General features: G+C 61.9%; 6 protein-coding genes. 5 read left to right on the top strand and 1 reads right to left on the bottom strand.

What is annotated here, in order from left to right:
• Positions 1-30: 30 nt before the first annotated feature.
• The 5 genes from NG895_RS01590 to NG895_RS01570 all read left to right on the top strand — a co-directional run bounded on the left by NG895_RS01590 (position 31) and on the right by NG895_RS01570 (position 11,272).
• Positions 31-615 (top strand): hypothetical protein, encoded by a 585-nt coding sequence (locus tag NG895_RS01590; protein ID WP_252850687.1) that lies wholly within the window; start codon positions 31-33, stop codon positions 613-615.
• A 153-nt stretch (positions 616-768) separates the two neighbouring features.
• Complete coding sequence (locus NG895_RS01585; protein ID WP_252850686.1) at positions 769-1,590, top strand: glycosyltransferase family 2 protein; 822 nt, start codon at positions 769-771, stop codon at positions 1,588-1,590.
• Between the two features lie 28 nt (positions 1,591-1,618).
• Positions 1,619-2,392 (top strand): FkbM family methyltransferase, encoded by a 774-nt coding sequence (locus NG895_RS01580; RefSeq protein WP_252850685.1) that lies wholly within the window; start codon positions 1,619-1,621, stop codon positions 2,390-2,392.
• Between the two features lie 475 nt (positions 2,393-2,867).
• Entirely contained in the window at positions 2,868-3,560 is a 693-nt protein-coding gene (locus NG895_RS01575; protein WP_252850684.1) for a PEP-CTERM sorting domain-containing protein, read from the top strand.
• A gap of 260 nt (positions 3,561-3,820) precedes the next feature.
• Positions 3,821-11,272: a type I polyketide synthase gene (locus NG895_RS01570; RefSeq protein ID WP_252850683.1), complete on the top strand. Its 7,452-nt coding sequence runs from the start codon at positions 3,821-3,823 to the stop codon at positions 11,270-11,272.
• Between the two features lie 140 nt (positions 11,273-11,412).
• Here NG895_RS01570 and NG895_RS01565 read toward each other — a convergent pair whose 3' ends face one another.
• On the bottom strand, positions 11,413-13,224 hold the full coding sequence (locus NG895_RS01565) for a pilus assembly protein TadG-related protein (RefSeq protein ID WP_252850682.1): 1,812 nt from the start codon (positions 13,222-13,224) through the stop codon (positions 11,413-11,415).
• Between the last annotated feature and the right edge of the window lie 34 nt (positions 13,225-13,258).

Raw genomic sequence — 13,258 nt, 5'->3', positions numbered from 1 at the left:
GGGGCCCTGCAGGGCCCTGGTTTTTGAACCATGACCGCGTCGCCCCGCTCGACATTTGGTTACAGCTTCGCCTCGATGTTGATCGGGATGGCGGTGCTGTCGCTGGTGATGTACGCCACGGTCCGGCCGTCCGCGTGGGCGGCTAGCCTGGCGTTCTCCGTGGCGATTGCCGCATTGTCGCTCGCGCTGATCCGAGCCGCCTCGTGCGGCGATCGGCGCCGCTACCTGCTGGCATTCAGCCTCGCCGGTTTTGCGTACCTGGGGATGCTGTACCTGCCAGTGGCCGATGAACGAGTTGGTGCGTGGCTGATCACCACCACGGGATTCGCCGGACTCGAGGCATCTCTGTACGAAGAGTCGGCAGATCGATCGGACAATCCCCAACGGCTTGTGGTGCAGCAGCGTGGGCGCGCGCAACTGTATTGGGAGCGGGCCGTGGGACCCGTTGCCAGGTTGAACGGAGGCACCGCCGATCGAGCGCTCCCCCAGGAGACCTGGGCCGGCCGGGTGTTCCACTCGATGTTCGCCCTGGCCTGCGGGCTGGTGGCTGGCTGGGTCGCTACGCTGCCAGGGCAGCGAAACACGGCGGCCCGTGATGGGACGTTCGGCAAGTAGGAGCCCGCGGTGACTCCAACCACACCCTTCAGCGGCGACCTGGAGAGGTTGCTCAGTTGCTAGCATTCACTGCTGTGGGCGAACGGTGACAGATTTGCTAGGGTCCGCCACCGATATTACCTGGCCCCTCGCTCCTAGCCCCCTGCGCCTCGAATGCTCACCGTCCTTATTCCCTGCAAAGACGAACGCCACAACATCCTCGACTGCATCGATTCGGTGCGAGACATCGCCGACGAGATCCTGGTGGCCGATAGCGGCTCGACCGATGGCACGCTGGAGTTGGTCCGAGATCTGCCCGGTGTAAGGGTGATCGAGCGCGAGTACGTCAACAGCGCCGACTTCAAGAACTGGGCCATTCCGCAGGCTACCTACGAGTGGGTGCTGCTGGTCGACTCGGACGAGCGGGTGACGATGGACGTGGCCCTGAGCATCGGCAAGGCGTTGGCCGAACCCGGCGACCACGAGGCCTTTGCGGTACGCCGCGACACCTACATGCTGGGGCACCGGCTCCGCTACTCGGGCGCTCAAAGCGCCACCTGCATCCGCTTGTTTCGCCGTCACCTGCGGTATCATCCCCGGCGGGTGCATGCCGACATCGATGTAGCCGCCGATAAGACTGGCATACTGGATGGCAAGCTCGAGCACCACACCTGCCAGTGCCTGAACCGGTTCATGCAGACCCAGAATCGCTACTCCACCTGGGCGGCGCTCGACGCGTTCGACGCCGGCAAGCGGGCCAGCTTCTGGAGCCTGGCTTTGCGGCCGCCGATGAAGTTCATGCAGTTTTACTTTATTCGCCTGGGAATCCTGGATCGGACGCCGGGACTAATGTGGTGCGGCATCGTGGCCTACTACAACCTGATGAAATACGCCAAGCTGTGGGAGTTGTCGCACAGCAGCACCAAGGCGGCCCAGTACGTCGAATCTCCCAGCGACAATTTGCCCCAGGCCACGAAGTCGAAGAAAGCGGCCTAGCGTCGTACATCCTGTAGAAAGAGGTTTCATGGCTGCTCGACGTACGAAATGGCATCATCGCCTGCTGGGCACCGTCGAACAGCGTCGGCGGTGGCGCGACATCGTACTGCGGCGATTAGGGTTGGCCCGTTCGCACGTGCCGATGGAACTGGTTCGTCGCCGCGGCTGGCAGCAGCCCAATGTGGTTCGCGCCCTGGCGGCCGACATCCTGCTGTCGCAGGGTACGCTGAGCTTTGTGCAGGTCGGCGCATTCGACGGCACCAGCGAGGACGATCTTACCCGCTTGCTACCGCTGGGCCAGGTCGAAGGCGTGCTGGTCGAACCGCAGCCCGAGCCATTCGAGCAGTTGCAGTCCCGCTTCGCGAACAATACCGGGTTGCGACTGGTCAACGCCGCCATTGCCGCCGAGCGGGGCGAGCGAGAGTTCTTCCGTCCGAGATGGGGGGCGTCGCGTCTGGCCTCGTTCGACCGCGGCAACCTGCTGCGGCATGGCGTGGCGGCCGACGACATTCAGAGCAGCCCGGTGCGGTGCTTGCCGCTGGACGACGTGCTGGCCGAATCAGGCTTGAAGCGGCTCGATGTGCTGCAGATCGACGCCGAAGGCCATGACCTGGCGGTGCTAGCAACGCTCGACTTGGATCGCTGGCAGCCCAACATTATTCGCCTGGAATATCTGCACACCGACTCTCGCAAACTCGATGTTTGCATCGCCGTGCTGGCGGAGAAGAGGTACCAATTCCTGGTCCAGAGCCGAGATTTGGTGGCGGTTCGGCCGATTTTATCGGCTCGACAGGCCGCATAAATGCCCTATCTTCGGACGTTTTCCACCAAGATGGGGGGGTGCAAGTTCACCGAATGTGCAAGAAAAATCTGTGACAACTATTGCGTAAACCGCTTTTCCTGTTAAAGTGGGGGACGTAAGCACGCCTGGAGTGTGTTTTACATGTGAATGTGTGGCACCAGCGACGCCCATTCTGCTGCCCATGTGGTGGTCGCAAGAGGCGTCACCTTCACAGGGGAGTATTGTTTTGCAGTGGCAGGTGCCTCTGCACCTGCTGTCAAATCACCATACGCAACCGCGATATCGCACCGGGGAGTGACTAATGAGTCGGAAAAGCAACTGGAGCATCTTAAACAGTGGTGCTCAATCAATTTATCGGGTAGCAGCTTTTTCTTTCTGTGCATTGGCGCTCGGACTGCTTATCGCAGCGCCGTCTATTGCCGGAACCATTGACTATGAGGGACCCATGGTTGGTCCGGACGGTCAAACGGGTTGGATGTCCGACTCTGTCTGGTTCCTTGGTGTGTCCGAATCGAACACGGATACTGTCGAGCGGTTTGGGGAGCCCACGGGTGTCGGTAGCGACGCCATCGATTTCACCCCCCAGAACTTTGTCGCCGACATTCAGTCGCCAGGTGCGTCCACTTCGACGATTGTCGATAGCGTTCTTGGTTTCACCGTGCTGGCCAAGCCGAACAATTCGATCGACGATCTGTCGTTCGCCGAACGTGGATTTACACAGTTGGTGGGTCTCAGCGCCGACGAAGCTTTCAGCAGCGTGGCCGCTCACTTCATCATCGATGTGGTTGAGATCGACGGAATGCCTGTTGGCGGTATCGAGTACAACATCGAGGCTGACATGACCTTCACCCCCTCCGAAGGCGACTTCGAGCTCGGTGTGGATGGTACCACGTCCTACAATACCATCTGGTATGGCGAATTGATGGTCGACATCAAGCAGCATCTGGACGAGCAAGGCATCAACTACAGCGTGGGTGCCACCAAGATCAACGTGTTGCTCGAGAATACGCTGACCGCTGCCGCCAGTGGTGGTGGTAGTGCTTTGATCAACAAGCAGGACTTCGACGGTGTTACCATCACCGTGAACGTCCCCGAGCCCAGCACCTTCCTGCTGGCTGGCATGGCACTGGTTGGATTGGCTGGTGTGCGTCGCTACGCTCGCCGCTAAGTAGGCAACACTACGAGGACTTCCGATTCGGAATGCCTCTTAAATAGCAGCCATTCGCAGGCCGAGCCTCTTCGGGGCTCGGCCTGTTTTTTGGTTTTTAGGGGCTTTGTGGTTTTCTCGCGGGATCGTCGCGGGTTGAACACCCCTGGCCGTTTGCCGTATTCTAGGGAGTTTCGCCGGCCAAGCTGCGGACGAGGGACCGTCACTTAACCTTGGTGTCCCTGGCCGTCGGCTGCCCGCCCTCCAATCTTATTCCGTTGATGTCCGACCTAGCTCAACGCATGGCGAGTCTCTCGCCCGCCCAGCGAAAACTCCTCGAGCAACGACTCGCTGGCAAGAAACCCACCGCCGAGCCGATTGCCATTGTCGGCATGTCGTGCCGATTCGCCGGCGCGCAAAGTCTGGCCGACTATTGGCGAGTGATCGATCAGGGAGTGGAAGCGGTCAGCGAAGTGCCACCCGACCGGTGGGATATCGAGGAGCTGTACGACCCAACCGGCACGCAGTCGGGCAAAATGTTCACCAAGTGGGGCGGCTTCGTCGACGGTATCGATCAGTTCGATCCCCAGTTCTTCGGCATCGCCCCCCGCGAAGCCGCCCGCATGGACCCGCAGCAGCGAATGCTGCTGGAGGTGGCCTGGGAGGCGATGGAGAACGGCGGTATCTCGGCCGATTCGCTGGCCGGCAGTAAGACCGGCGTGTACGTCGGCATCGGCGGCGCCGACTATTCGAAGGTCCCCTCGCAGTTCGCCGACTACTATCACCACATTGATGCACACGTTGGCACGGGCAACGCGCTGTCGATTGCTGCCAACCGGATCTCGTACATCTTCGATCTGCATGGCCCCAGCGCAGCGGTGGATACCGCCTGCTCCAGTGCCTCGCTGGCCATTCACCTGGCGGTTGAGAGCCTGAGACGCAAGGAGTGCGATGCCGCGATTGCCGGCGGAGTGAACGCCATCATCACGCCGGAAACCACCATCGCGTTTTCCAAGGCGCGAATGCTCTCTCCCGAGGGAAAGTGCCGACCGTTCGACGCCGGAGCCAATGGTTACGTGCGAGGCGAAGGGTGCGGGCTGGTGCTCTTGAAGCGATTGGCCGATGCCCAGCGCGATGGCGATCAGGTGCTGGCCGTGATTCGCGCCACTTCGGTGAATCAGGATGGTCGCACGTCGGGCATCAGCGCCCCCAATGGCCAGTCGCAGCAGGAGTGCATTCGCGCCGCTCACGCTCAGGCAGGCATCACGCCCGACGACATCTCTTACATCGAAGCACACGGCACTGGCACGCCGCTGGGTGATCCAATCGAGATGCAGGCGCTGACCGAGATCTTCAAGAGCCGTGGCGATTCGGATCGGCCGGTGCATGTGACCAGCGTCAAGGCAAACATTGGGCATACCGAGACGGTGTCGGGCGCTGCTGGTCTGATCAAGGCCGTACTGTTGATGCAACACGAGCGGATTCCGCCGCAGCTGTACCTGGAATCGATCAATCCGCACATCACGCTGGAAGGTTCGCGGATCAAGGTTCCCACCGAGCATAAGCCCTGGCCCGAGACCATGGGCCGGCGTTTGGCGGGCATCAGCTCGTTTGGGTTTGGTGGCACCAACACACATATTGTGATCGAGGCACCCCCTGCCAGCCATGAAGGAAGCGACGCCGGCTCGACCGCAGACATCGAGCGCATTGGCGTGGCCGAATCGGATAGATCCGAGCGTACGCGGCACGTCTTGAAGCTGTCGGGCCGCAATGCGGCCAGCCTCGAACAACAGGCTGCGAACCTGGCAGCCTACATGAACGAGCGCCCCGAGGTGGAGCTCGACGATCTCTGCTATTCGGCCAATACCGGGCGGTCCGACTTCAACTATCGAGCGGCCGTGGCTTGCGATTCACGGGAATCGCTCGGCAAGGCGCTGACCACGCTGGCTGCCGGCAAGGCTAGCCCCACCGTCAAACGGGGGCAGATCAAAGGAATCACCCGGCCGAAGATCGCAATGCTCTTCACGGGCCAGGGTTCGCAGTATCCTCAGATGGGTCTCGAACTGTATCAGACGGAGCCGTTGTTTCGTGAGATCATCGACCAGTGCGACGAGATTCTGCGCACGGGCTTGAGCGAGTCGCTACTTACGGTACTGTTCCCTGAAAACGATAGGGATGCGGAGCTGGTAAACCAAACGGTTTTCACGCAACCCGCACTGTTCGCCATCGAGTACGCCGTGGCCCGACTGTGGCAGTCGTGGGGCGTGGAGCCGAACATCTTGTTGGGGCACAGCGTTGGCGAGTACGTCGCCGCCACGGTGGCCGGCTGCATGAACCTGAACGAAGGCCTGGGGCTGATCAGCGAACGGGCGCGGCTGATGCAGCAGATTTCCAAGCCGGGCAAGATGGCCGTGGTGTTTGCGCCCGAAGCGGACGTCGCAGCCCGCCTGGCCGGCAAAGAACACTTGGTGACTATCGCGGCCGTGAATGGGCCCGAGAACACCGTGATCTCCGGCGATGCGGAGACCGTGGATCAGTTGGTTGCTGAGTTCGAATCGTCGGGCATTGGCCTGCAACGGTTAGTCGTTTCACACGCGTTCCACTCGCCGCTGATGGATGAGATGCTCGACGACTTCGAGGAGTTCGCCGATGGCATCGACTTCAAGCCGCCACGGATCACGGTGATCTCGAACCTTACCGGCCAGGCGATGTCCCAGGCGCCGACGGCCCGCTACTGGCGCGACCACGTTCGGGGCGCCGTGCGCTTTGTCGACGGGGTGCAGCGAGTGGGCGAGTCGAAGGCCAGCATTCTGCTCGAAGTGGGTCCCGCGGCCAGCTTGCTGGGTATGGCCAAACGATGCCTGCCAAACCTGGAAGCGGCGTCTGTGGCTTCACTGCGCAAGGGGCAAGCGGCCGATCAAACCATCGCCGCCGCGGTGGGCGACTTGTACACCGCTGGCGCGAAAATTGATTGGCGAGCACGCGACCAGCGTCAGACGCCCAAGCGATTGCTGCTGCCCAACTATCCGTTCCATCGCGAACGATTCTGGTTCGACATGGACAACAGCGCCACGGGGGGCGCCGCGCGTCGGCGGGCAGCGGGCGGACATCCGCTATTGGGTGGTCGAGTGCCCACGGTGTGGACCAATTCGGTTTACGAAACGGTGGTCGATGCCAACACGCCGGGCTATCTGATCGATCACCAGGTGCAGGGGTCGGTGGTGGTGCCAGGCGCCGCATTCATCGAGCAGGGCCTCGCCGCCACGAAGCTGACGTTCGACGAAGGCCAGCACGCCATTCGCGACGTATCGATTCAAGCCGCCATGTTCCTGCCGTCCGAAGGTTCTCGGCTAGTGCAAGTTACCGTGGAGCCCGAGGCTGGCGGGCGCAGCGAGATGGAGAGTTACAGCTCGCCTGCCGACGCCGATCCCGCCGATTGGAATCTTCACGCGACGTGCACGCTGCTACATGAGTCGCAGTTGCCGGCACTCGATTCGCTGCCTGTGATTGACTTGGAAGAAGTCCGATCGCGGATCATCGATCCCAAGACTCGCGAAGAGTACTACGAAATCCTGGCCGCGCGCGGATTGGTGTATGGGCCGCAGTTTCAAGTGCTGGGCGACGTGGCGCGGACTGACTGCGAGGCCATTGCGACGCTTCAGCCGCACGAAGCCGTGGTGGCCGAGTTGGCCAAGTACCAATTGCATCCCGTGCTGGGCGACGCCTGCTGGCAGACCTTGGCCTCGACGGTGCCACTGGAAGAAAACGGCGAGTACAGCCCTTACACCTACATGCCGGTTGGCGTAGGCCAGGTGCGTGTGGTGCGACCGATCGAATCATTCGAAAAGCCGGTGTACTGTTACGCCGTCCGCCGCTCGGACGACGACCGCCCCAGTCCCGACAGCGTGACCAGCGATGTCTACCTGGTGGACGCCGACGGACAGGTGCTGGTGGAAATGCTGGCCGCCAAGGTGCAACGCATCGGGCGCGGTGCGGCGGGCGAAGAGGCCCATGGTCCGGCCGACTGGCTCTACCAGATGACGTGGAAGAGTGCCCCGCTGGAGAGTACGGCGGAACCGGCTGCCGGCACGTGGTTGGTATTTGGCGACTCGGCGGGCGTGCATAGCGAGTTGGTGAAGCGACTGACCTCGGACAATCGTAAAGTGGCACTCGTTTGGCCGGGCGAAGAATTCAAGCTCGACAACCTGTCCGCCGGCTCCGTTCAAGCGACTATCGACCCACTCAACGAGTCGCACTACGCTGATCTCATCTCGCAGATCACCAGCAAGGAACATCCATTGGTGGGCGTCGTCCACTTGTGGTCGCTCGACATTCCAGCACCCGAACCTGGCGACGCGACGCAGATGTGGGCCGAATCGTCGCGGCTTGGCGTCGCTAGTGCAATGTTCACCATCAAGCAACTCGCTCGCTGTGGCCAGGCGAAGATGCCACGGTTGTGGCTCGCCACGAACGGAGCACAAGCCGTGACCGAGGGCGAGCCGACCATGGTGGCCGAAGCGCCGCTGGTGGGGCTGGTCCGCGTGGCGGCAGTGGAACATACGGAACTCACCCCCACGTTGGTGGACCTGGACGCCAAGCAACTGGACCCAGCGAACCTGCTTGCAGAACTGGGCGGCGATTCGACCGACAGCCAGGTTGCCTACCGCAACGGCCAACGCATGGTCGCTCGCCTGGTGGAAGACGAAGCCAGCCGTCAGGCAGTTGTTGCTGAAGAAGCGGCCGCCGGCACGGTGCCAAGCGGCTCGGCGTTCCAATTGCGCATCACGAATCCTGGTTCTTTCGACGCACTAAAGTATGTCGCCATCGAGCGGCAACCGCCCGGCCCTGGCGAAGTGGAGTTCGCTGTGCATGCGACGGGGCTGAACTTCAGCGACGTGCTCAAAGCGCTCGGGCTCTATCCGGGCATCAAGGACGAGATCGTCCCGCTGGGGATCGAGGCTTCGGGCGTCGTCACCGCGGTGGGCGAGGGGGTCGACCGATTCCAGGTAGGCGACGAAGTGATGGGCGTTGCGCCGTATGCCTTTGCGTCGCACGCCACGACCCGCGACTACACGCTGGTTCACAAACCGAAGAACATCAGCCACGACGAAGCTTCGACCGTGCCCATCGTGTTCCTCACTGCTTTCTACGGCCTGGTGCGACTGGCCGAGATTCAGCCTGGCGACCGCGTGCTGATTCATGCCGGCGCGGGCGGCGTGGGCCTGGCAGCCATTCAGATCTGTCAGGATGTTGGCGCCGAAGTTTTTGTCACTGCCGGTAGCGATGAGAAACGCGAGTTCCTCCGCTCGCTGGGCGTCAAACACATTTACAACTCGCGTACCTTGGACTTCGCCGAAGAGATTCTCGCCGATACCGACCGCGAAGGGGTGGATGTAGTGCTCAACTCGCTGCCCGGCGAGGCGATTACCAAGAGTCTTTCGATCCTGCGGGCGTATGGCCGCTTTCTCGAGATCGGCAAGATCGATATCTACCAGAATCGCAAGATCGGCCTGCTGCCATTCCAGGACAATCTGTCGTACCACGCCATCGACCTCGATCGCATGCTCCGCCAGCGGCCGAACTACATTCGCGGGCTGTACCATGAGATGATGCCGTACTTCGAGGCGGGCAAGTACCAACCCGAGCTGTTCACGCGGTTCGAACTCGACGGAACGATCGACGCGTTCCGTTATATGTCGCAGCGGAAGAATATTGGCAAGGTGGTCGTGGCGATTGCCGATTCGGTTTCGGAAGCCGCAGAGCCAGCCGCGACCAGGAAGCAGACGGTTCGCAGCGACGGGACGTACCTGATCACTGGTGGCCTGGGCGGATTGGGCTTGCTGGTGGCCGATTGGCTGGCAGAGCAGGGGGCAGGCGGCCTGGTGCTGATGTCTCGCCGCGCTGCTTCGGAAAGCGGGCGCAAGGCCATCGCCGCGCTCGAAGCCAAGGGCGCCAAGGTATTTGCCATGCAGGCGGATGTGGTGGACTACGCCGCGCTCGAGCAGGGGTTCAAGTCGTTGCCCGGCGAGTTGCCGCCGCTCCGTGGTGTGATTCACGCCGCTGGTGTGTTGGCCGATGGCGTGCTGGCCGATATGTCGCTCGAGCAACTCAATCGCGCAATGCTCTCCAAGACGGTGGGCGCGTGGAACCTGCACTCGCTTACGGCGGAGATGCCGCTCGACCTGTTCGTGCTGTTTTCGTCGGTGGCCGCCATGATTGGCTCGCCCGGCCAGGCCAACTACGCCGCCGGCAACGCCACGCTCGATGCGCTGGCTCACTATCGTCGCAGCCAGGGCTTGCCGGCGACCAGCATCAACTGGGGGCCGTGGGCCGGCAGTGGCATGGCGGCCGAGACCTTTGCCGACACCGATCGGGAGACCGGCATTCAGTCCCGCGGCATGGACCTGCTGCCCGCCGATGCCGGCTTGAAGTTGATGGGCGACCTAATCGACGCCGGCACGACGCAAACCACCGTGATGGACGTCTATTGGGAAGCGCTCTTGCGTTTGTTGGGCACACGGCGGCTGAGCCTGTTGGACGATCGCGCTGCCGAGCATGGCGATGGCGAAGGTGGCGGATCGAGTGTCGATCACGAGTTCCGCGACCGCCTGCTGGAAGCGGAGCCGGTGGCCCGTGTACCGCTGGTGCGCGACTACATCCAGGCCGAGCTCGCCCGTATCATGAGCTTCGACCCTGACCAGCTGGACGTCGACCAACCCCTCACGGCGTTTGGGCTCGACTCGTTGATGGCGCTGGAGCTGAAGAACAACCTGGAGGCTCGCCTGGCCTTTACGCTGCCGATGGCCAAGTTGCTGGAAGGGCCCAGCATCGCCTCGTTGGCAGCCGACACTGTGGGATTGATCACCGGCGAAGAAGCACCCTCGACCGAAGACTCCGTGGCGGAAGGTTGGAGCCCGCTGGTCAAACTGCGCGAAGGAACGCTGGACGAACCGCTGGTGTTGCTGCCTGCCTTGGGTGGCGACGTCGGCTGCTATCAGCAATTGGTGCAGCATTTGTCAGGCGATCGCCCAATTGTAGCGTTCCGCCCGCGGGGCATGGACGATCCCAATCCGCCGCACAACGAGATGCATCACCTGGCGGCCGACTACGCCGCGGCGCTTTGCGAACTGCAACCCACCGGTCCGTATTATCTCGCCGGCTGGTCGGCTGGTGGGGTGAGTGCCTTCGCGATGGCCGAAGCACTGATGAAGGGCGGCCACGAGGTCAAGCTGCTGGCGTTGTTCGATACGCCGCTGCCGACGATCTATCGCGACATCGACGTCGACGACGACGCGCTGTTCCTCTGCGACCTGGTGCGCTTTACCAACCGCTTCGCCGGCACGAATATTGAGGTGTCGGTCGATAAGCTGGCTGAATTGCCCAAGGAGAAACGCTTCGCCGCTGCATTGGAGCAAGCCCGCGACCAAGGCATGTTCCCACCCAGCGTGAGCGACGAGTATGTCCATCGGCTAATCAATGTCGGCAGCGGGCTGATCCGCGCCAGCCAAGGTTACCAGCCGCAACCCATCGACCTGGAGATGCACTTGTTCCAGCCGGCCGTAGGTGGCGGGCTGGAGGATATCAGCGATCAGCAACTGCCCGAGGACAACGGTTGGAATAGCCTGGTGGGGCAGCGCATCGAACGCACTAGCATTCCTGGCGACCACTTCACGATGATGACCGGCGAGGGGGCCGAGCGACTGGCGGCAATACTCGACAAACTGATGTCGTAATGCCGGATGCCAGCGCTATAAAGATGGCCGCCGATTGCAGAGGCAACCGGCGGCCAAGCGGGGTAGCTCGCTCATGGGTGAAGCGAACTAGCGGGGTGTATCCGGCGACGTCAGGTAGACGTCACCACGATGTGGGATGACTAGTCCTCGGGCTGCGACAGTTCGAACACCAGCTTCGCTGGAGGAACCTTGGCCGCAATCTGGCTGAAGGCATCCAGCATCTGCGATTCCATCTCGGCCACCGTCGAACCACCCGGCACGCTGATGAACACGCCATCGCCAGCGAACGCAATTGCCCGCATGATGTCGCGATCGGCGCCAGCACCCACTGCCAGCGTGTGAATCGTGACACCACGCTTGATGGCCTCGGTGGCCTCGTAGAAGGCGTACTGCTTGTTGCGATCGCCGGTCGTGTAGTCGGCGTTGCCGTCGCCGTCGTAGTCGGTCCAGTCCTTCCATTTAAAGTTGCCGGGTAGGCTCCAGCCGCCAGGGCTCTTGTTGGCCTGCCCATCGGTCATCAGGATCACCGTGGGACGAGCACCGTAGCGGACGTAGCCGTCGTCGTTTGGATCGTTGGCCGCACCGACCAGCATTTCGCGGGCCTTCAGCATGCCCTCGCCCATACCGGTGTACACGTCGTAGTGGCCAGCCTGGTGGCGTCGCTGAATGGTATCGATCATCGCATAGTTGGCCGTGATCGGATTGGTCGACGTGTCGAGCGAAACCTCGCCGTCATAGTGGCTGGTTTCCCACACGGCGTAGGTGCCGTAGCTCACCAGTCCGACCTCGTCGCCAAAGTCCAGATCGTTCAGGAAGCCCAGGAACAACGAGGCACCGTTCTTCACCGCGTGGAACGGGTAGTGCGACGTCCGCCACAAGTCTTCCGAAACGGTCCACTTCATTTGGTTGTTCTGCAGCATGTAGTCGCACAGCGTGCGATATCCATACTTCTTGTGGTAGGGACCGCCCAGATTTTTGACGTAGTTGATGTACCCCTTCCACAGGTTCTTACTGGTGTACTCACTGGGCATCCCCTTGGGGGTGCCATTGCTGTATCGACCTGCTTGGGGGTAGGGGTACTTTAACTGGCCGGGCCAGTCGGGGTGGCTGCTGGGGTACTCTTCGTCGAGCTTCAGCAGCGAGAAGATGTAGTTGGTGTCATCGCTGGAGATGTAAGTTCCCTCTGCCGTGTCGATCTCGCCAAACGCGAGGGTGAACTTCGGGCGGACTGGCGATACATCGGGCCATACGGCGTTCGACTCGTATAGCTGGTTGAATATGGTGTCGAGTCCCGCTTCGACATCGGCCTGACTGAAGGTGCCGATGGCACGCAGTTCCGAGTCGTCGCTCATCGAGCCGGAGAAATCGAGCACCAGCACCATGTCGCGGGCTTCGACGAACGCGGTGGCCGTGGCCTGCAGTGGCACCTGGTCGCGACCGACGGCCCAGCCAAACGCCAACGGCAACTGGGCGTCGGGGGCCCCGCTATCGGTGTTGGTCTTGCGAGCAACAACCTGCACCACGTTGACCGGCGTCCCGCCCCACTCGATGGGCCAGGTGCCGGTGTCGGGGTCGTAGCGGCGTTTGCCGAACTTCACGTCCGAATCGGGATCGACGTACACCCCGTTGGCATCTGCTACGTTGGCCGCCATCAGGCGGGCTGCCTCGGCTGCGATGCTGTTGGGGTCGACATTCGGATTAGTTCCGTTCTGCCCGGCGTTATGAATTGCGGCGGCAATTTCCTGCGAGGCAGCCAGCGCCGCTGCGTCCACTGCATTCTGCATCTCTGTTTCGGTCAGCACGATTCGCCCCGTGTCCACTGTCAGCGCCATGAACGCGAACAGTACCACCAGCAGGAAGCCGGTGAGCACCACGATGATGCCACGGCGTGAGTTTTGGCGGGTCAGGAAAAGTGGACGGATTCCAAATTGTGGGAGGGCTGTGGGACGCATGGTGGACTCGAGGGGTGGGACGTGCGGGACAAGG

Origin of the sequence: Aeoliella straminimaris (genome assembly GCF_024054565.1) — a bacterium.
Taxonomy (GTDB): Bacteria; Planctomycetota; Planctomycetia; order Pirellulales; family Lacipirellulaceae; genus Aeoliella; species Aeoliella straminimaris.
The sequence above is the reverse complement of the archived record's forward strand: the minus strand, read 5'-3'. Positions and strand labels throughout refer to the sequence as shown.

Bases quoted from the DNA above. Each gene is read 5' to 3' on its own strand.
- NG895_RS01590 (WP_252850687.1), top strand. From the start codon at position 31: ATGACCGCGTCGCCCCGCTCGACATTTGGTTACAGCTTCGCCTCGATG.
- NG895_RS01585 (WP_252850686.1), top strand. From the start codon at position 769: ATGCTCACCGTCCTTATTCCCTGCAAAGACGAACGCCACAACATCCTC.
- NG895_RS01580 (WP_252850685.1), top strand. From the start codon at position 1,619: ATGGCTGCTCGACGTACGAAATGGCATCATCGCCTGCTGGGCACCGTC.
- NG895_RS01575 (WP_252850684.1), top strand. From the start codon at position 2,868: ATGTCCGACTCTGTCTGGTTCCTTGGTGTGTCCGAATCGAACACGGAT.
- NG895_RS01570 (WP_252850683.1), top strand. From the start codon at position 3,821: ATGTCCGACCTAGCTCAACGCATGGCGAGTCTCTCGCCCGCCCAGCGA.
- NG895_RS01565 (WP_252850682.1), bottom strand. From the start codon at position 13,224: ATGCGTCCCACAGCCCTCCCACAATTTGGAATCCGTCCACTTTTCCTG.